21 protein-coding genes and 1 tRNA gene are annotated in these 24154 nt (G+C 32.8%); 10 read left to right on the top strand and 12 right to left on the bottom strand.

Annotation, left to right across the window (positions count from 1 at the left end):
• The first annotated feature begins 40 nt into the window (after positions 1 to 40).
• Positions 41 to 1246, top strand: coding sequence for a glycosyltransferase (locus WBG07_RS09100; protein ID WP_340200542.1), 1206 nt, complete (start codon positions 41 to 43; stop codon positions 1244 to 1246).
• A gap of 5 nt (positions 1247 to 1251) precedes the next feature.
• Here the strand turns inward: WBG07_RS09100 and WBG07_RS09095 are convergent, their stop codons facing one another.
• The 3 genes from WBG07_RS09095 to WBG07_RS09085 are packed head-to-tail and all read right to left on the bottom strand — an operon-like array spanning position 1252 to position 7120.
• Complete coding sequence (locus WBG07_RS09095) at positions 1252 to 2802, bottom strand: glycoside hydrolase family 2 TIM barrel-domain containing protein (RefSeq protein ID WP_340200539.1); 1551 nt, start codon at positions 2800 to 2802, stop codon at positions 1252 to 1254.
• Complete coding sequence (locus WBG07_RS09090; protein WP_340200537.1) at positions 2799 to 4022, bottom strand: hypothetical protein; 1224 nt, start codon at positions 4020 to 4022, stop codon at positions 2799 to 2801. The genes WBG07_RS09095 and WBG07_RS09090 overlap by 4 nt, the downstream gene beginning before the upstream one ends.
• A gap of 5 nt (positions 4023 to 4027) precedes the next feature.
• Complete coding sequence (locus WBG07_RS09085) at positions 4028 to 7120, bottom strand: hypothetical protein (protein ID WP_340200534.1); 3093 nt, start codon at positions 7118 to 7120, stop codon at positions 4028 to 4030.
• A 128-nt stretch (positions 7121 to 7248) separates the two neighbouring features.
• Between WBG07_RS09085 and WBG07_RS09080 the strand changes: the two genes are divergently transcribed.
• The 3 genes from WBG07_RS09080 to WBG07_RS09070 all read left to right on the top strand — a co-directional run bounded on the left by WBG07_RS09080 (position 7249) and on the right by WBG07_RS09070 (position 9888).
• Positions 7249 to 8031 (top strand): glycosyltransferase, encoded by a 783-nt coding sequence (locus tag WBG07_RS09080; protein WP_340200532.1) that lies wholly within the window; start codon positions 7249 to 7251, stop codon positions 8029 to 8031.
• A 180-nt stretch (positions 8032 to 8211) separates the two neighbouring features.
• The gene (locus tag WBG07_RS09075; RefSeq protein ID WP_340200530.1) at positions 8212 to 9024 is read left to right on the top strand and encodes a glycosyltransferase; all 813 of its coding nucleotides are present in this window, start codon (positions 8212 to 8214) and stop codon (positions 9022 to 9024) included.
• A 636-nt stretch (positions 9025 to 9660) separates the two neighbouring features.
• Entirely contained in the window at positions 9661 to 9888 is a 228-nt protein-coding gene (locus WBG07_RS09070; protein WP_340200528.1) for a hypothetical protein, read from the top strand.
• Positions 9889 to 10093: 205 nt separating this feature from the next.
• Here the strand turns inward: WBG07_RS09070 and WBG07_RS09065 are convergent, their stop codons facing one another.
• From WBG07_RS09065 to WBG07_RS09055, 3 genes are read right to left on the bottom strand one after another with little or no spacing between them, the layout of a single operon-like run.
• Positions 10094 to 11194 (bottom strand): DUF4407 domain-containing protein, encoded by a 1101-nt coding sequence (locus tag WBG07_RS09065; protein ID WP_340200525.1) that lies wholly within the window; start codon positions 11192 to 11194, stop codon positions 10094 to 10096.
• 53 nt (positions 11195 to 11247) lie between these two features.
• On the bottom strand, positions 11248 to 11874 hold the full coding sequence (locus WBG07_RS09060; protein ID WP_340200523.1) for a DUF3267 domain-containing protein: 627 nt from the start codon (positions 11872 to 11874) through the stop codon (positions 11248 to 11250).
• 15 nt (positions 11875 to 11889) lie between these two features.
• Positions 11890 to 13278 carry a dipeptidase gene (locus WBG07_RS09055; RefSeq protein ID WP_340200521.1) on the bottom strand — a complete coding sequence of 463 codons (1389 nt, stop codon included), beginning with the start codon at positions 13276 to 13278 and terminating at the stop codon, positions 11890 to 11892.
• A gap of 164 nt (positions 13279 to 13442) precedes the next feature.
• Here WBG07_RS09055 and WBG07_RS09050 point away from each other — a divergent pair.
• Positions 13443 to 13524, top strand: a tRNA-Leu gene (locus tag WBG07_RS09050).
• Between the two features lie 349 nt (positions 13525 to 13873).
• On the opposite strand, the gene WBG07_RS09045 is transcribed toward WBG07_RS09050, so the two are convergent.
• Positions 13874 to 14434, bottom strand: a complete 561-nt coding sequence (locus WBG07_RS09045) for a hypothetical protein (RefSeq protein WP_340200520.1) — start codon at positions 14432 to 14434, stop codon at positions 13874 to 13876.
• 427 nt (positions 14435 to 14861) lie between these two features.
• Between WBG07_RS09045 and WBG07_RS09040 the strand changes: the two genes are divergently transcribed.
• The 5 genes from WBG07_RS09040 (at position 14862) to WBG07_RS09020 (ending at position 18082) form a co-directional block, all read left to right on the top strand.
• Positions 14862 to 15455 carry a class I SAM-dependent methyltransferase gene (locus WBG07_RS09040; RefSeq protein WP_340200518.1) on the top strand — a complete coding sequence of 198 codons (594 nt, stop codon included), beginning with the start codon at positions 14862 to 14864 and terminating at the stop codon, positions 15453 to 15455.
• Positions 15456 to 15502: 47 nt separating this feature from the next.
• Positions 15503 to 16366, top strand: a complete 864-nt coding sequence (locus WBG07_RS09035) for a sterol desaturase family protein (RefSeq protein ID WP_340200517.1) — start codon at positions 15503 to 15505, stop codon at positions 16364 to 16366.
• A gap of 393 nt (positions 16367 to 16759) precedes the next feature.
• On the top strand, positions 16760 to 17233 hold the full coding sequence (locus WBG07_RS09030) for a CD225/dispanin family protein (protein WP_340200516.1): 474 nt from the start codon (positions 16760 to 16762) through the stop codon (positions 17231 to 17233).
• The gene (locus WBG07_RS09025; RefSeq protein WP_340200515.1) at positions 17223 to 17615 is read left to right on the top strand and encodes a DUF2752 domain-containing protein; all 393 of its coding nucleotides are present in this window, start codon (positions 17223 to 17225) and stop codon (positions 17613 to 17615) included. Before WBG07_RS09030 ends, WBG07_RS09025 begins: the two co-directional genes overlap by 11 nt.
• Before the next feature lie 269 nt (positions 17616 to 17884).
• Complete coding sequence (locus WBG07_RS09020) at positions 17885 to 18082, top strand: class I lanthipeptide (RefSeq protein WP_340200514.1); 198 nt, start codon at positions 17885 to 17887, stop codon at positions 18080 to 18082.
• 34 nt (positions 18083 to 18116) lie between these two features.
• Here WBG07_RS09020 and WBG07_RS09015 read toward each other — a convergent pair whose 3' ends face one another.
• From WBG07_RS09015 to WBG07_RS08995, 5 genes are all read right to left on the bottom strand, one after another.
• Positions 18117 to 18746, bottom strand: a complete 630-nt coding sequence (locus WBG07_RS09015) for a response regulator transcription factor (RefSeq protein WP_340200513.1) — start codon at positions 18744 to 18746, stop codon at positions 18117 to 18119.
• A 7-nt stretch (positions 18747 to 18753) separates the two neighbouring features.
• Entirely contained in the window at positions 18754 to 21615 is a 2862-nt protein-coding gene (locus tag WBG07_RS09010; RefSeq protein ID WP_340200511.1) for a sensor histidine kinase, read from the bottom strand.
• A gap of 188 nt (positions 21616 to 21803) precedes the next feature.
• Entirely contained in the window at positions 21804 to 22253 is a 450-nt protein-coding gene (locus WBG07_RS09005; protein ID WP_340200509.1) for a hypothetical protein, read from the bottom strand.
• 223 nt (positions 22254 to 22476) lie between these two features.
• Positions 22477 to 22818, bottom strand: a complete 342-nt coding sequence (locus WBG07_RS09000; protein WP_340200507.1) for a hypothetical protein — start codon at positions 22816 to 22818, stop codon at positions 22477 to 22479.
• 2 nt (positions 22819 to 22820) lie between these two features.
• Positions 22821 to 24044 carry a 3-deoxy-D-manno-octulosonic acid transferase gene (locus WBG07_RS08995; protein ID WP_340200506.1) on the bottom strand — a complete coding sequence of 408 codons (1224 nt, stop codon included), beginning with the start codon at positions 24042 to 24044 and terminating at the stop codon, positions 22821 to 22823.
• Between the last annotated feature and the right edge of the window lie 110 nt (positions 24045 to 24154).

Below are 24154 nucleotides of genomic sequence, written 5' to 3'. Positions count from 1 at the left end.
CTTAATTAATAAACCCAAATTTTATATAAAACAACTACTTATGAAACTTGCTCTTGTAACTGCCCTACCCCCCAGCAAGGTTACCCTTAATGAATATGGATATCATTTGGTAAAACATTTTGCTGCTAATGAAACGGTAGAAGAACTCATTCTTTTAACGGATACCGACCCTGAGGAAACGGAACTACCTATTTTTAAGGGTAATTGTAAGATTACGGTTGTTAATTGTTGGAAGTTCAATAGTCATAAGAACCTTCTGACTATGACGAAGGCAATCTCACAAACGAGACCAGATGGAGTGCTTTTTAATCTCCAGTTTCTTAAATTTGGAGATAAAAAAATTCCAGCAGCTTTAGGATTACTTTTTCCAGCACTCTGTAAATTAAGGGGGATACCTACTATTGTACTTTTGCATAATATTTTAGAACGGGTAGACTTGGAAAATGCAGGTTTTACTAAGAACCCTATTTTAAAATGGATTTATAACTTCATAGGAGCTACACTCACACGTTTTTTATTGATTTCTGATTTGGTAGCAGTTACCATTCAAAAATATGTCACCATATTAAGCGAAAAATATAAAACTGAAAAAGTAGTTTTGGTTCCTCATGGTGCTTTTGAGACTCCTCCCTCTCCAGATTATAAATTACCTCAGGGACCAAAACAAATAATGGCTTTTGGTAAGTTTGGAACCTATAAAAAAGTAGAAGTTCTTATAGATGCATGTGAGTTATTGATGCAACAAGGTATACATAATATTGAAATTGTTATTGCAGGAACAGATAGTCCAAATACTCCCGGATATTTAGAAAGTGTAAGTGAAAAATATCCCCATCTCACAAATCTTAGATTTACTGGATACGTGGAAGAAGCAGACGTGCCCCGTATTTTTTCAGATAGTGCTGTAGTTGTATTTCCGTATACCTCAACTACTGGTAGTTCTGGTGTTTTACATCAGGCAGGAAGTTATGGGAAAGCTGTTGTGCTGCCAGATCTTTCAGATCTTGGAACACTCATTCGTGATGAAGGCTATTCCGGTGAATTTTTTATTCCTGAAGATGCTATTTCTTTGGCGAGTGCCATTAAAAATGTAATAACGAATGATGGTAAACGTATTTCCATTGGAAAGCAAAATTATAAAGCGGCATGTTCATTACCAATGGAACGCATTGTGGAAATTTATTTGGGACATTTTGAAAGATTACAATCAGATGCATCTTCTAAAAAAGCAGTAGAACATGTCTAATAATTTTAATCATGGCTTATATATTTAAATGAAGCTTTTGGAATGCCATCGCTCGTGATAAATCCAAAATGCTTTTGTTGTTGTTTTCGCCAGGGCAATCTACCCACAACGTTTTTTGGAACAGTTTCAAAATCATACAGCGTCCAAGACATAAAAGGAATCTTTTTTTTCTTTATAAACTGTTGCATTTTCTGGTGATAATTTGCTTGCTCTTCCTCGGTGTATCCAAAAGGATTCCAAAATCCTTTATAAGAGGAAAGGCCAAATTCTTGTAAGACTAATAATTTTCCAGAGGTAGCAACTTTTAATTTGGAATAGGCATTCTCTAATTTTCCCATGTCTTGGTAAAAATGCCAAGAGACAAAATCAACATGATCTTTAAGCTCAATGGCTGCTTCAGGAGACGCCCATCCAATAGTAACTGGATGAGAATTATCGTAGGATTTGATAAGTTTAATCATATTTTTAAGCCAAGCTAATACCATACGTTTTCCTCGGGACTCAAAATCAAGATCTGGTTCGTTTTTAATATCCCACGCAAGCAAAGCAGGATGATTCTTTAGTGTTTCAACAATTTGTTGTGCATGTCTATGCGTTAAAGTCCAATTGAGTACAGAATAATCACCGTAAAAATCAAATAGTGTAAGCACCACTTTAATATCGTTTTCTTGTGCTAAATCCAATACTATTTTTAATTTCTCTAGCTTTCTAGGGTGCACGTTTTCTTTTCCGAAATTTTCATAGGGAATAAATATTCGGATACTATTTAGGCCAATAGATTTGATAAGTTTAAAGTCTTTTTTTAGAATAGTAGAATCGAATCTTTTACCAAAAAGATCCCAAGGTGTTTTTGCGGGATAATAATTAATTCCTTTTAAATGAAAAGGCTGCTCATTAATAAGAAAAGCCCCATTCTTAACTACAATACGATCTTTTTCCTGAAGCGTATTTTCTGAATACGAATTTTTTTCTTTCACCAAATGTCTTATGCGCCAAAATCCATCTTCAAGTAATAAAATGGCTTTAAAATCATCTTTTTCAGAGTTTTCTAGAAGTACTTTTTTGCGATCTAAAACGCGCTCATAACGTTGTACTCCCTTATCCTTTATAACAACCATTTGTCCATCGGCACTGTAAAATAAAAGTTCTGGATGATGTGCAATTGTAGTTCCTTCAATATGCAAATTGTTCTTAACCTGATAGTCTATTTGTTTGTAAAGATTAACTCGAGCACTATCTGTATAAAAATCTTTAATTCCATATTTTTTATTTGATAAATAGGCTACATTCCTTATGTACCACGCATTTAAATAATCTTTTTCAATCTGCTGAAGCGTTTGAGACTCCATAGATCTGCCTTCGTTAACTAATGGTTGCCATTCTACTTCTGGTTGATATGCTAGTTGTTTGTCAATACTAGTATGCAACATAGAAGACCTTTCTGCTCCGGTATTCAAATAAGACAATATATTGCTAATAGCTACCACTATTAAAATATTGATTGCTACAAAAGAAATCAGAAGCCCTGCTCTATAGATATTGATGTTTATTTTCATGGATTAATTTTAGGTTTGAGGCTTTTTTCTATTCCTGCGACTTTAATCACAACTTTGGAAATCCCGTTGGGAAAATCTTCTGGCTTTAAAACCCAATTCGTTTCACCCCTGGAGGTTGTTTTTTGATCGCTAAAGAGTATTTTTTTTGTATCATAGCATTGTAAATACACGGTAAATCCATCGGGAACTAATTGATTCATAAAACTATTAATTGGCCCTACTGTAATGTTGAAACCATTATTTGAAAGCGTCACATCAAAATCTTTTATTGCTTGCTGATAGATTATCGTAATTTTATTACTTTCTGCAAGATCTCTTATATATCCTTTTATAGAGAGGGTATCTGCCTCTTCTGGGTGTAATAGTTTACCTGTAGCCACTCCTTGAAGCGTACTTGATGGTACACTTATTAGAAATCCTTTTTTATTAGTGGCTAAAAAGTTAACCATGGTACCATCTGCTACAATATTTCCATAAGTATCTTTAATAATAGAGGTTGTAAGTTCTGTTATTTGATTTCCATCTGCATATTCATGTGTACGAGATGCTTTAATTGAAAAATCAGTTGCAACAAAAGGAAATACCTCTAGCGACCTTTCTTTTGAACTCTTTTTTTTATGATTTACCGTGGTAAGAATACGACCGGTCTTTGGTGTAGAATAGATGTTTTTCCATGCAATCATGTTTTTGGTATAAATAGAATCAAGCTTATGGGCATCCTTAAATTGTTGCTTAAAAAGTAGGGGGGTATTGTCTTTTAAAGCATTGTCATATTGGTCTAAAGGAATTGCTGTCATCATAGCATAATCTTTACCTCCAGCCAAAATTTGTTGTGGACCCAGGTAGGTTTCCAAGATTACTTTATTAATAGTATCCGGAATGATATAAAAGTTACCAGAAAGTATTTCCTTTTTATGATGTAGATACCAGTTCAATTGTCCGCTTTTAACAGACAAAAATGAGGGAATTAGGTATTGCGTGATGTTATTCTTAGTAGCTGGATAAATCAATGCAGACCCATAAGAAGAAGTGCAGTATAAAAAGGTATTTTCATCAGAAATAGTAGAAAATTTTAAGATGATTTTTTCTCCCGCACTAAAGTTCTTCGTTTTGTTTAGTAAAACCGGCTTTGAAATTTCCTGCAGGGAGATAGCATAGGTTATTCCTAAAATCAGGAATAAGGAGATGAGAATAAACAAATGTCTAAATAAATTTTTCATGGATATTAAATAGGATTGCCTACATAACTATTGATCTCTATTTTAATGTATTTAACTTCTTTGTAATCAACTTTTTGTAAAAAATGATGTTTTTGATTTTTTCTTGTTGATACTGCTTTTTTTGAGATTTCATCATTGGGAAGGCCATTGATATAAATGGCGCTCATATCTTCTGATACGATGTTAAAATCAGAAACGGCTGCTAAGGAAAATTTAAATGATTGTTTACGTTGAGGACGAATACCTTCTGGAAGAAAATGATGTGCTACTTTTATGAGTTTCTTATTTTTGTCGAAATAAGAAATTAATAGTTGAGCAATGGTAACTTCTTGTAAACCATAATTAAATAAAACTCCATTCACCATGCCATTTTCTACTATTAGATTGTTTAAGGTCACCTTTTTATAAAGATCAGAAGTGGCTACGTTAGCAGCTACCAACAAATCAAATTTTTCAGGAATCCCTTGTAATGATAGCGGTGTAAACTCTTCAGGATTAAATGTTTTAGGAATGGAGTCACTAATTTCAGACCAGGCTATTCCTTCAAAGTTTATTCTGAAAGTGCTAATTTCTTTGGGTAATAGTTTGTGCTTAACATGATACTTGGCGTTAAAGGTAGCCAGTCTTTTATCAGTGTTGGTATAAAGGGATGCTTTTAGCGAAATATCTGCAGGAATATTGTCTACATTCTGAATTTCACCCACTAAAACATATTGATCTTTAGATCTGATAAGCCGAGCCTCCAGAACTTCTAATACAGGTTGTTTTAAGATATCTTCATGATGCGTTTGTTGCGTAGTTATTTTTCTTCTTCCGTGGTTATAGAACCCTGTAGTATTCTGAATAAAGAATTGATCTGGCGGAATATCGGTATCGATGTCTTCTGGAAGCATATACCATTTGCCATCTCTTTTTACCGTAGAAATTAGATAGGTCTTATCAATCCTCTCCAAAGGAGTAATCCATTGTGTCTGCACTTTAACATTAGCTGTATTCTTTTGTTTTTTTAATGTTTCCATTTCAATTGCTTCCAGTTTGGCATAAGAACTCAGAATACCATCATTCACTGAGATACGAAGCATATATTCTTCTATGGATAGCTCGCTTTTAGGATCTAACAGGGTAAATGCAGTTTCAAATTCCTTGAAGTCAATAGCGTCAAAATAAGCTTTTACAACATTTTCAGGGGTTAAGGATGCCTCGTTCTTTAAGTAAAAATGAAAAATCCCATAACCTACAATACAAGTTATAAACACAGCCCATACTTTGGAAATCCATACTAGTTTTGAAGAAAACTTGTCATAACTAGTTGTAAAGCTAAAATAATCTAATTGCCATGTGCTTTTTCGTTGAATTTTCTGCAGCCATATCCATTGAATATTAATGATAAAAGCTAAAATCAAAGTAAGTATAGGAATGGTTCCCCACATAAGTTTTAATGGAGTGGCCACCTCGTCTTTTGGCAAAATACTGGATAGTGGAGGAATATTGAGGCGTTCCCAAACCATAATTCCATTCTCTAGCTGTCTTAGCCTTTGCCACCCACAGAAATACAATAAAGGATCATAGAATTTATCGTTTGAGAAAATATATTTTAGGTTGTATTTTTCTGGTACTGTTAGAAACTGCTGCAAAGAACCAATACCTTCTATACCTTTAAACTTAGAATTCTCAAGACGTTCAATTGCTCTAGTAGTCAACTCAGGAAGTCTTCTGGCAGAGTGATAGTTGCCATCTACTGTAAGTGCATTAGTTTGTGCCGATAACCATGCCATTTGATCTCCAAAACCTAGGGTGAGATAACGCCATTTATCATGTTCATCTTGATTTAAAAAATTGATAATAGGTAGCATCTTAATTTTCTGTGGTTGTGAGGGTCTAAAATATCCAAGACTTATGGTAAATACAGTCATAAATAAAAACACGGCTGCCAATGCACCACCTAATAGTTGATGATATAAGGATCCAAATTTTTTACGAATCCACTCTCTAAGATCTCCTTCAATATATCTGTATGCAAATTCACCAAATACAGGTAAAGACATAATAGATGCCCATAAGGTAAAGCGGTCTAAGGTTAGAATATTAAAAGCAGTTTCTCCAAGCATTATTTTTGGCAGTGGTGTAGTTCCACCGGTTCCAAGCAACGTGAGCATGCTAATAGAGAGCCCAAAAAAGAGAAATCGTTTGCTGTAATACCTATAAAAAATGTAGGGCAATAAGAATAGAAGTATTCCCCATGGAATTAAAAAGAATACCAGCCCAGAAGAAGTGACTTCTAAAAAATTATCCCTTGAACCATGCGGAATAGGCACTTGAGTTATGGGATTGTTTTTGGAGTTAATCCAATAGGGTAGAATGCAGGTGATAATAATAATTAAAGATAAAATCCCAAAGCTAATGATGCGTTTAAAAAGAGATAAGAAGGCTTTAAAAAAGACTTTAAAGGTTACTTCTTGCATGGATTCTACCTGTGTTCTGGCTGTATCCATTATCACCATGCCAATTAAAGGAAAAATGAAAAATACCATTCCAAAAATAGGTGTCACATGATGTGAAGTGACCGTTACCGCAATTAAGGAGAGTGAAGTGAGAAGGTATCTATACCGACCTGTTTTAATCCACTGATAAATTTCTGGTAAAGCGTGCATCAAAATAGAAATTCCCATGATGCTAGGGAGTTGTCCGAAAATATGAAGCGTTTCTACAAATGAAGAAGATAATGCGGCCAAAAGTGCAGTATACCCTGCAATTTTTTGATTTGCCATGAGTAGATTTGCAAAACGGTATACTCCTGTAATAAAAAGTACACAACAAATAACAGCCACCGTGAAGAGCCCAAACTTCAAACCACCCATATAAGAAAATAGTGCTATAAGTTGATGTACTAAAGGCGGATACCCCATAACCGTAAAGCCAGTATACCATCTGTATTCCCAAGGCTCAAACCAATTATTTGCGTAATGATCTGCAAAGAATAAATGAATAAGTGCATCATAGGTAGTTTCAAGAGTAAAGAAGATAGCAGATACGTTAAAAATTAATCCTACAACTATAGCAAGAAAAAAAAACGAATAACTGTTGTCATTTCCATTCATCGAAAAAATATCAAATGTTAATTTTGTTTAACTATATTTGTAATGCCCTTCAACAAAGTACAAGGTGTTAAGCCCCATTATATATCTGGTACGTCCCAAATTAACTTGAACCCAAATCTTAAAATTGTATGAACTACGGAATTATTATTCCTTGTTTTAACGAGGAAAAACGCCTACAAAAGAAAGTCTTTAAAGAGTTTATTAAAACGCACCAAAATTATCACCTCTGTTTTGTTAATGATGGAAGTAAAGATAATACACTAAAGGTTTTAAAACAATTAAAGGAAGAATCAGCTGAAAATATAAGTATATTAAATCTTTCTTTAAATAAGGGAAAATCCTTTGCCATTCTTGAAGGTACAAAGCATTTGTACTTAAATCATAAATTAGATCAATTAGGGTTTTTGGATGCAGATCTCTCTACTTCTTTAGATGAATATCATCAGATGAATCAACAATTAGAAAACACTGCTAACTGTGATTTTATATGTGGCACGAGAGGGGAAAATACCAAAATTGTAAAATCTTATGTTAGAAAGGTGATTTCGGGAACTGCAAAGTATGTCATACGTACTACTTTTGGACTTCCTTTTGAAGACACGCAATGTGGTGCTAAAATATTTAAAGCAGCTATCATACCTTATATTTTTAATAAGCCCTTTTTGAGTAAATGGTTATTTGATATTGAACTTTTTATTAGATGTATTAATAAAACTAAAGAAGAAGGCTCTAGAGGAGAAATTCATCAATTCGAGCTAAAAGATTGGCAAGCGGTAGGTGAATCAAGATTGCGTAAAAGAGATTTTGTTTTGGCATTTAAAGACATTAGTGCTATCTATTTTGCCTACAGATTTAGAGGTATAGATCTTAAAACAGATATCAAACAACTTCAATTTGAGCCTATGAATTAATATTTACATTTAGTATTTTTTAAAAGCTCCTAGATTTCAATCTAGGGGCTTTTCTTTGGAATGAATTTAACCTTATTAAAGTTACAATTCGTCTATGGTTCATGGCTGTCAACCGAAAATAGTCTAAGCCAACTCCCTTTACCAAGTACTTTTACCTCATAAACCTCAAATCAAAGAATTATGAAAACTGGAATTATCATACCTTGTTATAACGAAGAGAAAAGAATAAATACAAAAGCATTTCTAGATTTTATTACTGTAGAGGAAAACTTCCATTTATGCTTTGTGAATGATGGTAGTACGGATAATACTATGAAGGTTCTTAATGAAATGAAAAATAAATTTCCACTACGAATAAGTGTGGTAGATATAAAACAAAATAAAGGCAAAGCTGCAGCGGTTAAAGCAGGGGCAACTTATTTATTTAATAGAGTAGATGCTTCTTATGTGGGATATTTGGATGCAGATCTTTCTACCGATTTTAAAGACTTTAAATTATTAGTAGATAAACTAAAGAGCGATCATAACCTTTCATTAGTTTTTGGTTCCAGAAGTATTTCTGTAAATGGTATTGAAAGAAACCCTTTAAGAGGACTGTTTTCAAAAGTTATCAAAACGTTTATATACGGTATTTTAAGATTACCCATTAAGGATACTCAATGCGGAGCAAAAGTGTTTACCAGAGAGATTATACCAGTAATATTTAAGAGTGATTTTATTTGCAGATGGCTGTTTGATGTAGAGATATTTTTACGTATGAAATCTAAATATGGTAGAAAAAATGTAATGAATTACATGAAAGAGAAGGCACTTTTGAGATGGGTACATGCAGATGATTCTAAATTAGGAATGAAAGATGCGCTGCAAATTCCGTATAGGCTAATTAATATCTGGTTGGCTTATAGTTTAATCAACGTATTTAAGACACCTACTGTCAAAGTATTAAAATTAGATTCAAATCGAGAAAACTTAGTATTTAGAAGCGCAGCTTAAATTAAAATATAACGCCAAAAAGTGTCTGCCGGTAATGATTCCCCCCCAAATCCGAGCAGGCATTTTTTATACATTTAAGATTACTAAACTAATGTTGAGATCAACAATTAATACCATTTTTATAATGAACATCTGCTCATAGAGCTATCTTTTAAAACTTTCAAACAACTTGCAATAGTTTGTATATTGTTGTCCTCTTATACTTAAAAATAGTTGGATATATAATTATAAGTAGCCTTATCTTTTCTAATAGCTATTCACTTTTTAAAATACAAAAATTCGTTAATTTAAGTGAAATAAAATTCTCTTTATTTACAATTTATCGACGTAAAATGACCACTTATCGTAGGAAAAATTCCATTAATCGAAAATGAGAATGATGAACTGAAAATACAAGTATCTTCGGCACCCTGAAATTAGAATAAATCAAGATTACATATAACCATTTTTGAAGACCAGTTTACCCTGACATTTTTCTTGTCAGGGTATTCTGTTTTTAGCTATTTATCTCGTTCTATTGTCCATTTAACCTTACAAAAACTCTACTGGTCGAAATACATCCTGATTAGGCTATCCATATATCTAAATTTACCTTGTAATAAGAAATAAAGTTAAGTAGCTGTAAATATCGCAATTATGAAATGGAATGGTAATAAGTGGAGTAAGGAAACGAAAACGGAGGATGGATATCTTCTACAAATTCGGTTCATTGAAAAATTAGAAGGTTATTGGTGGGGCACGTTTTTTCATGGAAGAACAATAGCTGCTGCTACTTCAAAAAAAGATCTTAAGAATTCATTATCTGCAGCTCAGAAAGCGGCCCAACAAAAAATGATCAAACATCTACGAATGGAGACAGTGTAATAGATTCGTATGTTAATCTATCTATTACTACCATTCATCTTAGCTAATGGCTCAATGGTCTAAATAAATCAAACAAAAACATTACTTAACCTACTTTTGAATAAGAAATAAAACCACAGATTAAAATATACTCTAAACCTGCTTTTGAAGTTTATTAAAATGCACCTGCAAAGTTCCCCCAATTCTTTGCCAGGTGCATTTACTTTTAGAGGCTATTCTTTTGTCTATCGTAAAATGCATCTGCCTGCATTTGTAGAACAGCCTTTGATTTTTGTTTTTTATAATCGTACAATTCAGAATCTTCTGTGATATCCTTGTAAATTTTATCATTAATAACAAAACCAGCTTCGGTCATACTAGCTCGTTCTTTATTTCTTTGTGTAACATTGGCTTTTACTGTATTCTCGTAATCTTCTAACTTCATGTCGTATACACCACGGTCTGTTAACAATTTTGCAATAATCGGAGAGGTTTCAATAGCTAAAAATAAAAGGAAAATAAAAAAAGAGGGCAACCATGGCAATTTAGAAAGTGCATTAATTCTTGCCATCAAGCCATCAAAACCATCAATAATAGGTTGAGTTTTTAGTACCTTCTCATTAAAAGTATTATTAATAGAGGCAAGTTCTAGTTCTTTGGCTTTAATTTTTTGTAGATTTTCAAGACGTAAATTTTGTAATTCGGCAAGTGCAGCATCATGTTTTTCCCTCTTTTCTTGGTAAACAGGTCCTTTACCCAGTTTAAAAGTACCAGAAGTACCTTCTGCTTCCGTAATAAATGTTTCATAAAGGGTGTTTACTTCTGCTTCTTTTGAAACAATCTGCCCTTGTAAAGTAGCAACTTCCTGTTTTAAGTTAGTGATCCTTGGCGTGTATTGTGCCGCTATTTGCCCTTTGTTCTCTAGGGTCATCTGATTTTTTTCTTCTAGCAATACTTGATTAATTTCTTTCTCAAAAATTTTAAGTTCTAAGGGTTTTGAGATAACTACCGCTATTATTACGGCTAATATAATTCTGGGTGTAGCCTGAATTAATTCACTCCTAAAAGAATCTTTTTTTCTGATGGTACTTACAATAAATCTATCCAGGTTGAAGATTAAAAGTCCCCAAATCAATCCAAATGATATGGCGATATAGCTATTGTCAAAAACGGTATAAAGAGCATAAGATCCTGCAATAAAAGCCATCATTGCGGTAAAAAATACCGTAGCGCCAATTCCTGCGTATTTGTTTTGCTCACCATTGGAGCAATTGTCAAGTAATTCAAGGTCAGCACCAGAACAAATAATAAAGAAACGTTTTAGCATAACTGGGAGTTTTGATTGATGTATGTTATAACAACGCAGGGAAACTTAAAATGTTACTTGGCTTTTGGATTTTCGGAAGAGCAAAGATAAAAGTAGCTTTCTTTATTGATTTTAGAATCAAAGGTTAATACAGAATCTAAGGGATATTGACTAATGTAATTCACCATTGCAAAATCACCTCCACAAAACAAGGTGTGGAGTGTACCTATGGTAAGAAAAAATATATGGTATACCGGAAAAATCAAATAAAGTAAGATAACAATTACCAAAACAATAACAAATGGAGCTAAGGCTATGAACCTAAAAGCAATGCCGTTAACAATGTCTTGATCGCTTGCAGCATAGAATATGAATTTTTTAATACTTCCTCCAAAATAAACGTTTTTAGCCCCCATTATCTTATATGCTATGGCATGAATTAACTCATGAATGAGAACAAGTATTGTGAAGCTAAATAAAAATGACGAGAGTAACTGGACAACCCCATGAAGATCACCTTTTGTAAAGTATGTTACTATGGTAAATGTAATTACAGCAGTGAGAGTTGCTATAGAAATAAGCATAATTAAAAAATAAAAACGCTTATAAAAACCATTTATTTCCAAACATTCTTTGACAAAGGGCTTAATTTCATTGTGTGAAACTTTTTTAAGCAACTCCCAGTTTTCTGGAACTTTCATTTTATTGATTGCTTTCTAAGAGTGCATTTCTGCAAAATATTTATAGAAATAGGGGATCGTTTCTATTCCTTTCAAATAATTGAATATTCCAAAATGTTCATTTGGCGAATGAATGGCATCACTATCTAATCCAAAACCCATAAGAATGGTTTTACTGTTAAGTTCTTTTTCAAAAAGTGATACAATGGGGATACTACCACCGCTTCTCTGGGGGATAGGAATTTTACCAAAAGTGTGCTGGTATGCTTTTGATGCTGCCTGATATCCAATGCTATCAATAGGGGTTACATAACCCTGTCCACCGTGATGAGGGGTTACTTTAACGGTTACACTATTAGGAGCAATATTCTCAAAATGTTGGGTAAATAAATCTGTAATCTCTTTCCAATCTTGATTAGGAACCAGACGCATAGATATTTTTGCATACGCTTTTGAAGCGATGACCGTTTTAGCACCTTCACCTGTATATCCTCCCCAAATACCATTTACATCTAGCGTTGGACGAATGGAATTACGTTCATTCGTAGTATATCCATTTTCTCCATAAACTTCTTTGATATCTAAGGCGTTCTTATAATTTTGTAAAGAGAAGGGGGCTTCTCCCATCTTAGCTCTTTCTTCTTTTGATAATTCTTCCACCTTATCATAAAATCCGGGAATGGTAATATGGTTATTTTCATCGTGGAGTGATGCAATCATTTTGGCCAGTATATTAATTGGATTGGCAACAGCGCCTCCATACAATCCGGAATGTAAATCACGATTTGGTCCTGTAACTTCTACTTCAACATAGCTTAGTCCACGAAGCCCAGTTGTAATTGAGGGTATATCTTGGGCAATCATGCCAGTATCTGAAATTAGAATTACATCGTTAGCAAGTTTATGTTGATTTTGTGCTACGAAACTAGAAAGGCTCACAGATCCAACTTCTTCTTCTCCTTCAATCATAAATTTAACGTTACAGGGAAGTTGATTGGTTTGAATCATGTATTCTACTGCCTTTACATGCATATACATTTGTCCTTTGTCATCACATGCTCCTCTTGCAAAAATAGCGCCATCTGGGTGAATTGATGTTTCTTTAATAACGGGTTCAAATGGGCCACTTTCCCATAAATTAATAGGATCTGGTGGTTGTACATCATAATGTCCATATACTAGTACTGTAGGTAGTTCAGGATTTATTATTTTTTCTGCATAAATAATTGGATATCCAGGTGTTTCACAAATTTCCACCAAATCACAGCCTGCAGTTTCCAATGCTTTCTTTACTGCATCAGCAGTGTTTAATACATCTTGAGAATAGGCTGCATCAGCACTTACCGAAGGAATTTTGAGCAGTTCAATAAGTTCTTCTATAAATCTAGTTTTGTTATTTTCAATATAGGAATCTATATTTTCCATGGAGTATATTTAATTATAGCTCAAATTTACAAAAATGAAGTGTAAATAGCACTTGTAAGATGTATTTAGAAACATCATTTTTTTCTACAAATGAATTTGTTTATCCAAAATCTTGCTTATATTTGCACCCACAATTTACCCAGCTATTAACTTAGCAATCACTTGCGGGCGTGGTGAAATTGGTAGACACGCTAGACTTAGGATCTAGTGCCGTGAGGTGTGAAGGTTCGAGTCCTTTCGCCCGCACAAGTTCAAAAAGCTTCTCTGTATTGAGAGGCTTTTTTTGTAGGTAATAATTTAAAAAATGGGAAGGACGAGAAGTTTACCCTGAGTGAAATCGCAGGGAGTCCTTTCGCCCGCACAAGTTCAAAAGCTTCTCTGTATTGAGAGGCTTTTTTGTAGGGAATCAATTAATAGATAGGAAGGACGAGAAGTTTACCCTGAGTGAAATCGAAGGGAGTCCTTTCGCCCGCACAAGTTCAAAAGCTTCTCTGTCACAAGAAGCTTTTTATAGGATTCATCTTAAAAGTATGGAAATCAAGCTTTTTAAAATAACAAGTTACTTAAATGCTTTAAAGTCTACTAGCTTTAGGTTTTATTCAACAGCAAATGTAGATATAACGGTATTGGAAGTTTGAACATAGACATTGGTCACAGCAAGCATAATACCATACTCTGCACCTCTTTCAAATTCTTTTATAGTTAGTAAATATGAATTCTCCCCATACTTTTCTCCATTGAATTTTAGGTAATCAAGCTTATTATTATCGTTGCCACTAAAAGTTCCAAAAGAAGCTAATTCGGCAACTCTTTTATTTTTCTTTTGTGTTAATTTAAATATCTGAATAGCAGATATAGGATCATTGTCATTATTAGCTGCTTTAACTACAATCTTAATTTCATCTTTAGGTTTGATAACAACTTCAGAGCAGCAGCCATCTGTACTTATCTTAGTTTTTGTTTTTCCTACTCCAGTAAGATAAACACTTACCCCTGTTCTTGTTCTTATTTTAACCGTTTCTTTCTTTAATTTAACAATAGAATTATCAGGCTGAATTACAAATGCCTCACCAACAAATTCAGCTTCTGGAATATCTTCTTGAGAAAAACCAAGAAAGGATGTTAAAATAAAAAGGGCGCAGAATATTTTTTTCATATAAATTATTTGTTGCTTACTCTTTATGAGATTTTCAGCGTGACTCTCAGGTTATTCTATTAACGAGTTTGATCGCTATTTTGGTATGATCAAAAGCAATAAATTACTTTAGTAATAGAACAAGTAACGAATATAGAATAAGTGTAGGAAATTTTATATTTTAAATTCATAAATGGTCAATATCATGTAATCAAAGCACGTTTTTATGCTTAGAGGATATTTTTATAACATTTTCTATTTTAAGGTTCAATATATATATGCTTATAAGTTTCACTTCACTTAATTATTTAGTTGTTGGTAACCATTAGAAATATGAACAATTTATATAGGAACTATTTATAAGTAAGACCCAACCTTTCTATAAAACACACTTTTAAGTTTGATAACTTTGCCTTAAGAATTTTATGAACTTTTAGAGAGTGTTGGCATGGAAGAGATTACAAAACTCATTGGTAATACAGATATTTATGTAATTGATCAAATACTTAAAGGGCGTTATAGCGAAGGACAGAAAATATTAGATGCGGGATGCGGATATGGTCGTAATCTCAAATGGTTCTTTCATAATAAATTTGATATTTATGGGGTAGATTGTTCTGAGGAAGCAATTTTAGAAGCAAAAATCATGTATGCTGAAAGTGCAGGGAATTTCATAAAATCAGACATAAAAAAAATGCCATTTAAGAATCATTTTTTTGATCATATTATAACTTCTGCAGTGCTTCATTTTGCTAATGATAAAGCACATTTTTATAAAATGATATCGGAGTTGGAAAGAGTTTTAAAAGTAAAAGGGAGTTTGCTTGTGCGCATGGCTTCAAGTTTTGCTACAAACAATGCTTTTGAGCATATTCAAAATGGCATTTATGCGCTAAGAGATGGTGATGAACGTTTTTTAATGAATCAAGAAATTTTAGATACTATTTGTAACGATTTCAAGCTTAGCTTGATTGAACCTATTAAAACTACCAATGTAAACGATTTGCGTTGTATGACTACATTGGTCTTTGAAAAGGTGTAGAATAGTAGTATCTTTTTCAGTTAAAACAGTAATATTTAATTTTTGTAATGGATTATCTCGAAATCTTTTGGAATAGCTTTTCTGGAACTGTACGGTGGACATGGAAATCCATCCTCTGGGAAGTACCATGGTACTCCAACTACTTTTGGGGTCTTGTGATGATTTCATTAATAGTATGGATTTTAGAAATTATGTTTCCGTGGCGAAAGAATCAAGCAATATTCAGAAAGGATTTCTGGCTAGATGGCTTCTATATGTTTTTCAATTTTTTCTTATTTGCTATGGTTATCAGCGGGTTTTATAAGATTATAGGTACATTATTTGAAAAAGCTGGGATAACCATCAAAAGCTTTGCTTTGTTAGATCTTACAGAATGGCCTGTTTGGGTGCAATTGCTAGTGTTCTTCGTAGTGCTGGATTTCGTGCAGTGGTGTACCCATATATTGCTTCATAAATATGCTCTTTTGTGGCGATTTCATAAAGTGCATCACAGTGTAAAAGAAATGGGATTTGCTGCTCATTTACGGTATCATTGGATGGAAAATATATTGTATAAACCATTAAAAACGGCAGGAGTTATGTTGTTAGGTGGTTTTGAACCAGAACAAGCTTATATAGTTCATTTTTTTGCAATCACAATAGGGCATTTAAACCATGCCAATATAAAATTATCTTGGGGACCTTTAAAATATGTTCTTAACAATCCAGTAATGCATTTATACCATCATTCTCATAAGTTGCCAAAAGGCACATACGGAGTTAATTTTGGCATAAGCCTTAGCTTATGGGATTATTTGTTTGGCTACAATTATATCCCTGAAGATAGCGGAACTATTAAACTCGGTTTTCCAGGAGATAAAAAGGTTCCAAAAGGATTTTTTGGTCAATTGTTCTATGGTTTTAGAGATTAGGATGCTTTAGCCTAAAAATCAATTTTTTAAGCCTCGGTTTTGTCTAAAAAGACCTTATGTTGCATTTGCACATCTATTTATTTAGCAGCAGTTGAAGATATTTTGAGTTTCTTAACCCTTATAAAAAAGACTTTTTTATTTTATGCGTAATTATTGATATTTAAGAAAGCAATTATTAACTCAATCATATAGGATTTCGTTGTTTGGTTATGGAAGAATGGCGTTTTTTTAGTAGGTTTGGGTTTGTTAGAGATAATACAAGCAGTTGATACATGTTTAAAATGAGTATATAATTGGTTTCTAAAATGTTTTGGCTTCAAGGACATCAGAGAAATCTCTTTAATACAAATCTGCCTAAGTTGGTAATGATTATAAAGACAATAAATACCTCATATGAAAAAGTATTTTTACACAGATGGTACAGATAAATTTGGACCATTCACGTTGGGAGAATTGAAAGAGAAAAACATTTCCAGAGAAACGCTAATATGGTTTGAAGGACTAGGAGATTGGAAGCCTGCTAGCGGTGTTCCAGAATTGGATGAACTATTTGTTTTATCTCCTCCACCAGTGGTTAGCGCTAATTCAATAAGCAGTACAGAGGGAAATGTAAATAATCAAAAACCTCCAAAAACATGGTTGCTGGAATCCATTTTAGTAACCTTGTTCTGTTGCTTACCATTTGGAATTGCTGGCATTGTAAATGCGGCAAAAGTGGAGTCACGTTTTTATGCAGGTGATATTGAAGGAGCAAATAGATCGTCTAGAGATGCCAAAAAATGGACAAGCGTAAGTTTTTGGTTAGGACTTGCGATAGGCGTTATATATTTGATACTCGCCATTATAGGAACAGTAAGTGGATTTTAAAAAAATAAGATTCTGGGGTGCTATGCTCCTAGGCCTAGTACTATTGGTTATTATTTATAAAATTTATAATCCAGCTGAATATACTTATTTTCCAAAATGTTCCTTTAAAGAATTAACAGGTTATAAATGCCCTGGTTGTGGTTCTCAAAGGGCAATTCACGCACTACTAAATTTTAAATTTAGCAATGCAATAAAACAGAATATACTGCTTGTATTAGCAATGCCTTATGTTGCCCTAGGATTCTTTTTAGACTCAATAAAAAACCCAAACAGTAAAATACTAGCATGGAGAAAGCTATTGTTTGGAACAAAAGCAATATTCATCATACTTATTTTAATAGTCAGTTTTTGGATATGGAGAAATACAATATACTCTACTTAGTAGAACCATATCACAAGCAGATAATTTTAAAAGTAGTGACTTGTATAATCTTTTTTTACGTGGGATTGAGTTTACAGATAAACTCAATCCAAAATCTTTAAACGTCTTTGAAGTAGTTTTTTCAAGAGTAGCTACTTTTTTTTGTAAAAGTCTTTAACCGGACTTTTTTATTCGGAGGTAATAGAAATTATTAAAAAATCATACATTTTGCAGTAGTCTCTCTATTTGTATAGATTCTACCTTTGATTCATAATCAAAAACATGATATTATGAAGAAAAGAAGTTTAAATGGCAAACTTAATTTAAAAAAGAACACAATTTCTAATCTTGACAAAGACGCAATTAAAGGGAGAGGGCCAGAAACAGCCACCTGTAATTGTATAACTAGGAGAAAAGACTGTGTTATTTATGAGCCCACTATGGATGGGTGTGAAACTTTTTGGTGCACAGAAGCATTATGTGCCTAAGCAATTTATGAGCAGCCCATTTATGGGCTGTTTTTTATATCATCTTTTTATCATTTGCAGCCTTAATTGCTTCTGCTTTTGAATGTACATGCAACTTCTGATAGATATTTCTAATATGTGTACGAACGGTAGTTTTGGAAATAAATAGTTCTTGAGCGATATGACTATAGGTTTTGCCTTGAGCAATTAAGGTGAGAACTTCTTTTTCACGAATAGATAAGGTTTTATCATTGTGATTTAATTGAAAAGAATCCACTACCATTTTACTAATTTTATGACTCATAGGTGCCCCGCCAGCAGCTAGAATAGCCAGTGCTTTGCTGAGTTCCTGAAAGCCAATACTCTTGGTTAGATATCCGCAAGCACCGGCTTTCAACGCTTCAAAAACCATTTCACTGTCCTCATAAACAGTTACTATGATGAGATCTGTTTTAGGATACATTTTTTTGATAATTTTAGTTCCTTCAATACCATTAATACCTGGCAACCCAATATCCATTAAAATGAGGTCTGGTTGATTTGTATTCGTGAAATCTTCTATAGCTGCTTCGGCACTTTCATAAGCACCTAGTAAAAAATAAGTGTCTAGTTTCTGGATGTATTCGCTTATATTTTCCTTAAAAATTAAATTATCTTCAATAATAGATACATAAGTTGTTTTCATATGTTTACTAATTTATAGCGTCTACAGATAGCCTGATTTTATAAGTAACACCTTGTGAAGAATTAAGAGTTAGGCTTGCATTCATCAATTTTATTCTTGTTTTTATATTCAAAAGCCCGTTCCCAAAATTTATATCATTTTCATTAAAGCCAATCCCATTATCTTGAATTGTAATTAGTAATAATTCTTGGTCTTGATCTATTTTTAATACAACTTTTGTGGCTTGCGCATGTCTTACTACATTAGATAATATTTCTTTGTAGGCAAGAATTAAATGTCTACTTTTTTTGTATGAAATGTCAAAAGATTCAAGTGAAGATTCATAATATAGAAAATCAATATCGCTAAATAGATCAAAGAAATTTTCACCATAATCTCTAAGATATTTGCACAAACTATTAAGATTGTTATTTTTTGGACTTAAAGACCAGATAAAGTCTTTTGCAGTCTCATAGATGTCTTTTGACAGAAGAGTGATTTTTTCAATTCTTTGGCTTTCAATATTACTTTTTCCTTTTAGCAAGCTTGAAAGCCCAATCATAGAAGCAATTTTGTTGCCAATTTCATCATGAAAATCTCTGGCAACTTCTTCTTGTAGTCTTTGTACTTTCTGTTCAAGTAAAATTCGTTGATCCATTTCATTAGTAAGTGTTTGATTCCTTTTTTTGGCAATAGAAAGCTGTTTAAGGAACAGGAACGTGGTAAAACTTAAAAGAAAAATCATAATTGAGATTCGAAACCACCAAGTCTGAAACCATTTAGGAAGAATAACAAATGAAACAGACTTTTCTGAAGACCAAACACTATTTACACTTTTGCCTCTTACTGAGAACTTATAATTACCCGGTTTAAGATTGTAAAGCTCAACTCTTTTACTTGAAATAGGTTTCCATTCTGATTTGTTTAATTGATATTCAAATCTGCTTGCTTTTGGATAAAGGTGTTGAATACTTTTGAATGTGATGGCTACTTCATTTTCATTTTTTTCTGGAGGATGTAATTGAATTTTTGGAGGTTTACTAGTAGCTATACAACGTTTTAAAAGTTGCATAATTCCATTGCCAGAAATAATCCAAATCGTATGATTACTGTCTTCAAAGAAGTGGTATATAAAATTTGAATTACTTCCATTTTCTTTGGTAAATTGATAAAAGTGATTTTTAAGATATACCCAAAGACCCTTATCCGTCCCTATAAACAAGTCATTTTCATGATCTAAAAAAACAGTGTTAATTTGAAGAGGTTCTGTTTTAAATTTAAAAACAGACAGCTCATTTTTTGAATACGTATATAATTCATAAGGGGTAGCAATTAATAAACCATTTTTAAATTTAAGAATTTTATTAACCGTTTTTCCGTTAAATTTTTCAGATAAAATATGTGCTGTTTCAAGCCAATTGTGATTCCTGTTTTTAGTAAGAAATACAATGCCATTTTCAGTGCCTAAAAACACACTTCCATTTTCATAAAGTCCGGTGTTTATTTTTTTATGCTCATCTTGATGATCTACACAAAAAAGTTCTTCAGGACGTTTATCTTTTTGAATTCTTCCAAAATAGTATTTGGAATAATAAAGCAATTCATCAGATGAGCTTTTCAACAGATCGGTTACTCTAACATCGGCAATTTTAGTAAAACGTTCATCATAGAGTTTATTAAAAGAGGAATAAAACAGTTTGTTCTGGTTGTTGAAAATAGCACTAATTCTTACGGGAATATTTTTTGTTTTAAAAGTTCCGTCGTCCTTTAAGGTATAAAAGGTGTTTTCGGTACTAAAGACCAATTGTTCGTCTGAATTTTCAAAAATAAATTTCGGAATAGGAAGTTTTGTATCTTCTTTGTTAAACGATTTAATGAATGCGGGTTGTATTTTGAAAAACCCATCACCGTATAAAGCAATATAGATTAGTTGGTTCACCACAAAAAGATCACTGATGCCGTTTTTGACGCTAAAAATCTTTTCTGCTTTAATTACTTTTTTGAAAGACGTATTGAAAGTGAGTACGTATAAATTATTATTTTCATTGTGGTCTGAAGTTTGAATCAATAGTTGTTGTTTGCTGTAGTTTTTAATTTTGGTGATACTTTTTTGTGGATCAATTAAATAGCTGTAAGTAGATTTGAAATCTTCTTTGTCATACCACCTTAACACGCCGTCTTTTCCACCAAAAAACAGTTGGTTGTTGATGGCTGCAAGTATTTCTGATTTTTCTAATAAGTTTTCTTGTCTTTGAAAAAGAATCTTTCCATTGAAATCATAAAAATGGAGCGCATTTTGATGTGAAATAATAATATGGGCTGTATCTAAAGCAACGAGTCTATGGCTATCTTCATTTTTAAGCTTGATAACTGTATCTAACTCCCTATTTGGGTTTATATTTAGAAAGTAATCTTTCCGATAAGAATTATAAAATAAATGAGTTTTGCTAGAAGCTATTACTTTGTTAATTCTTAAGTCGCTAAGTTTTGTAAAACCTTCTTTTTTTTGTATCAAAAGCCCATCTTGCCACGAACAAACAACTAAGTCTTTTAGATTAGGTTTAAAAACAACTACGGGTGATTTTAACTGTTCTCTATGCCAAGGAGTGAAATTTTTACCATCAAAAGAAGCAATGCCGCCATCTGTTGCAATTAATAAGGAGTCGTTTTGCATTTCAAAACCATAAATATAATTATCTGGAAGTCCATTTTCAACAGAATAATGAGTGGTATGCCAGTATTGTGCTTGAATTTTAGCACTAAATGTACCACCAATAAAGATGACACAAATGGTCGGCTTAAGGATGAAAAAGAAAATTGTTTTTTTTCTAAAAATTAGAAGTGAGAACCAATTTATACAGTTTGCATATAATTGTTGAGGGAGTACCATTTCCGATAAATACTTTATACTTCAAATCTCGTAAATGGGAATGTATTAAAAGGGGTGGTTTTTCCTGTTTTTACAGGTGTAAAACACTGTTTTTGTAGAAAAAATTTATAGAAAGTCTCTGGTGAAAACCGAGTGCTGCTGATTACCCATAAATTCGTTATCTAATTGTTTTTTGGAAGGATTTAAAATTAGTTATTTCCAGCTGCTCTAACCGCATCTTTTGTCTTGTCGTAAGCGACTTTGGTTTTTGCAATGGTTTTTACCCCTTCTTCATGAACTTTTTTGTAAGTTTCTAAAGCTAATTTTTCAACTAATTCTTTAGACTCAGCTGCCGCGCCTTCTGTAGCCATTTCAACCATTGTTTTTACATCTACAGATGTTTCATCTATTAGTTTAGTATCTACTGCGATATCTTCAACATCTAGGTTTATATTAACTTCCTCAAGTGTTGCTTTCACTTCTTTTGATGTTTTTTCTATCGCTCCTTGAGCTTTTACTACATCTTCAACTACTAACTCAACTTCTTTTGAAGTATTACTCATAACTTCTTGTAGTTTTTGACGATCTTCCGTATTGCATGAACTTATGGAAAAACTAATTGCGACGCATGTAAGTATATAAAGGGCTATTTTTTTCATTTTATAAAAAAATTTAAAAATTAAGATACAAATAAAACTTGGTTTCACAACCATTTCGTCTAATAATTAACTAAAAATTTTGCTTTTTAAGGTTTGTGTAAAAGGAAAGTTGAAATAGTTTGAATGAAATAAATAGGAGTCATTGAAATGGGAATTCCGGTATATGAAAACAAAAAACCTCTCAGTGTTGTGAGAGGTTTAACGTGATTGATTATGTATAGAATTATCCTATTTTCTTTTTGAGAGAGTCACCCGTTTTCTTAACATCTTCGCCAGCTTTTTGTAGGGCGTCTTTAGTGTCATTAATGGCATCTTTAGTTTCCTCTACTCCTTCTTTTACTTTATTTACGGTGTTTTCGGCTTCTTCCGCAATACTTTCTATGGTTTCTTCTGTCTCTTCCGCTACCTTTTCAATATCATTCGCCGCTTTTTCTAATGCATCCTCTGCATCTTCTGAAGCATTTTCAATTGTTTCCTGTGTCTTTTCACGATCTTCCTCTTTACAAGAAGTGAATGATACATTTATCAAAATGATCGTAAACAATAGAAAAAATATTTTTTTCATCTTTAAATAGTTTTAGTTTCAAGTAATGTACGAATATAATCAAGTATCTGGACTTTAGCACCTTTGTTTTGGGTGATATAATCGTGATTAATTTTTCCAGTAGCGTCTCTTTTTTTCTTATTGGTCACCAGTTCTTTTAATTCTTTAATGAGCTCTTCTGAATTGTTTATAGTGAGAATACCTCCCAAAGCTACAAGATCACGTGCTTCTTTAAATTTTTGATAATTAGAACCAATTAGTACAGGTATGCCAAAAACGGCAGGTTCTAAAGTGTTATGCAGTCCGGTTTTTCCCATCCCACCTCCAACATAGGCAATATCTGCGTAGCTATAAATTTTAGTGAGTAAACCAATAGTGTCAACAATATACACCTGAGCATTTTTAACGTCACTAGAGTTCATTTGAGAGTACAATACAGATTGTCTTGAGATCTGTGCTGCTAATTTTTGAATTTTTTCAGGTTTTATTGTATGCGGCGCAATGATAAACTTTAAATTAGCATCTGATTGATTGATGTATTCAATTAAGGCTGCCTCATCTTCTGGCCAGGTACTTCCTGCAACAATACATAAAAAATCTTGTTTGAATTGAGCTATAAAATCCAATGAATTATCTCTTTCTACTATTTCAGATACCCTATCAAAACGGGTATCCCCAGATAAGCTTGTATCTTTAATTCCTATGGATTCTAGTAAAAGCTGTGAATCAGAATCTTGAACGAAAAAATGATCTACAGTTTTTATTGCTTTCCTCATAAACGCTCCATAAGATTTAAAGAATATTTGATTCTTTCTAAAAATAGAAGCAATGGCAATTACAGGTGTTTGTTCTTTTGCAAGCACGTGTAAAAAATTGGGCCAAAATTCGTATTTAATAAAAACGGCAATGGATGGTTTAGTTAATTGAATGAATTTTCTAGCGTTTTTCAGAGAGTCTAATGGCAAATATGTAATAACATCTGGTAACGGATGATTTTTTCTTATTTCATAACCAGAGGGAGAAAAAAAGGTGACTAAGATCTTGTGATTGGGGAAATTTGATTTCACGCCTTCCATTACTGGGAGTCCTTGCTCAAATTCGCCCAAAGATGCAGCATGAAACCATATTACATGATCTGTTGGCTCTAGTTGTTTTTGAAGGATCTCAAAAACATTTTTACGACCATTAATAAAAAGCTTTAATTTCGGATTAAAAAGAGCAAACAACCTAACAACTAAGGTTGTCAAACTAATTAGAAAGTTATAAATAAAATGCACAGTAAAAACTTTGATTGCTAAAATACAGCGTTTGTACAAAATTCATTGGGTATCGTTGCTTTATTTCGTATTATTGTTAT

Origin of the sequence: Ascidiimonas meishanensis, assembly GCF_037782385.1 — a bacterium.
GTDB lineage: Bacteria > Bacteroidota > Bacteroidia > Flavobacteriales > Flavobacteriaceae > Ascidiimonas > Ascidiimonas meishanensis.
Note: the sequence above shows the minus strand (reverse complement) of the source record. Positions and strands in the feature narration are given on the sequence as shown.

Bases quoted from the DNA above. Each gene is read 5' to 3' on its own strand.
- WBG07_RS09095 (WP_340200539.1), bottom strand. From the start codon at position 2,802: ATGAAAATAAACATCAATATCTATAGAGCAGGGCTTCTGATTTCTTTT.
- WBG07_RS09030 (WP_340200516.1), top strand. From the start codon at position 16,760: ATGAAAAAGTATTTTTACACAGATGGTACAGATAAATTTGGACCATTC.
- WBG07_RS09065 (WP_340200525.1), bottom strand. From the start codon at position 11,194: ATGCTAAAACGTTTCTTTATTATTTGTTCTGGTGCTGACCTTGAATTA.
- WBG07_RS09000 (WP_340200507.1), bottom strand. From the start codon at position 22,818: ATGAAAAAAATATTTTTTCTATTGTTTACGATCATTTTGATAAATGTA.
- WBG07_RS09090 (WP_340200537.1), bottom strand. From the start codon at position 4,022: ATGAAAAATTTATTTAGACATTTGTTTATTCTCATCTCCTTATTCCTG.
- WBG07_RS09045 (WP_340200520.1), bottom strand. From the start codon at position 14,434: ATGAAAAAAATATTCTGCGCCCTTTTTATTTTAACATCCTTTCTTGGT.
- WBG07_RS09020 (WP_340200514.1), top strand. From the start codon at position 17,885: ATGAAGAAAAGAAGTTTAAATGGCAAACTTAATTTAAAAAAGAACACA.
- WBG07_RS09070 (WP_340200528.1), top strand. From the start codon at position 9,661: ATGAAATGGAATGGTAATAAGTGGAGTAAGGAAACGAAAACGGAGGAT.
- WBG07_RS09005 (WP_340200509.1), bottom strand. From the start codon at position 22,253: ATGAAAAAAATAGCCCTTTATATACTTACATGCGTCGCAATTAGTTTT.
- WBG07_RS09010 (WP_340200511.1), bottom strand. From the start codon at position 21,615: ATGGTACTCCCTCAACAATTATATGCAAACTGTATAAATTGGTTCTCA.
- WBG07_RS09035 (WP_340200517.1), top strand. From the start codon at position 15,503: ATGGATTATCTCGAAATCTTTTGGAATAGCTTTTCTGGAACTGTACGG.
- WBG07_RS09060 (WP_340200523.1), bottom strand. From the start codon at position 11,874: ATGAAAGTTCCAGAAAACTGGGAGTTGCTTAAAAAAGTTTCACACAAT.
- WBG07_RS09040 (WP_340200518.1), top strand. From the start codon at position 14,862: ATGGAAGAGATTACAAAACTCATTGGTAATACAGATATTTATGTAATT.
- WBG07_RS09085 (WP_340200534.1), bottom strand. From the start codon at position 7,120: ATGAATGGAAATGACAACAGTTATTCGTTTTTTTTTCTTGCTATAGTT.
- WBG07_RS09075 (WP_340200530.1), top strand. From the start codon at position 8,212: ATGAAAACTGGAATTATCATACCTTGTTATAACGAAGAGAAAAGAATA.
- WBG07_RS09055 (WP_340200521.1), bottom strand. From the start codon at position 13,278: ATGGAAAATATAGATTCCTATATTGAAAATAACAAAACTAGATTTATA.
- WBG07_RS09100 (WP_340200542.1), top strand. From the start codon at position 41: ATGAAACTTGCTCTTGTAACTGCCCTACCCCCCAGCAAGGTTACCCTT.
- WBG07_RS09080 (WP_340200532.1), top strand. From the start codon at position 7,249: ATGAACTACGGAATTATTATTCCTTGTTTTAACGAGGAAAAACGCCTA.
- WBG07_RS09015 (WP_340200513.1), bottom strand. From the start codon at position 18,746: ATGAAAACAACTTATGTATCTATTATTGAAGATAATTTAATTTTTAAG.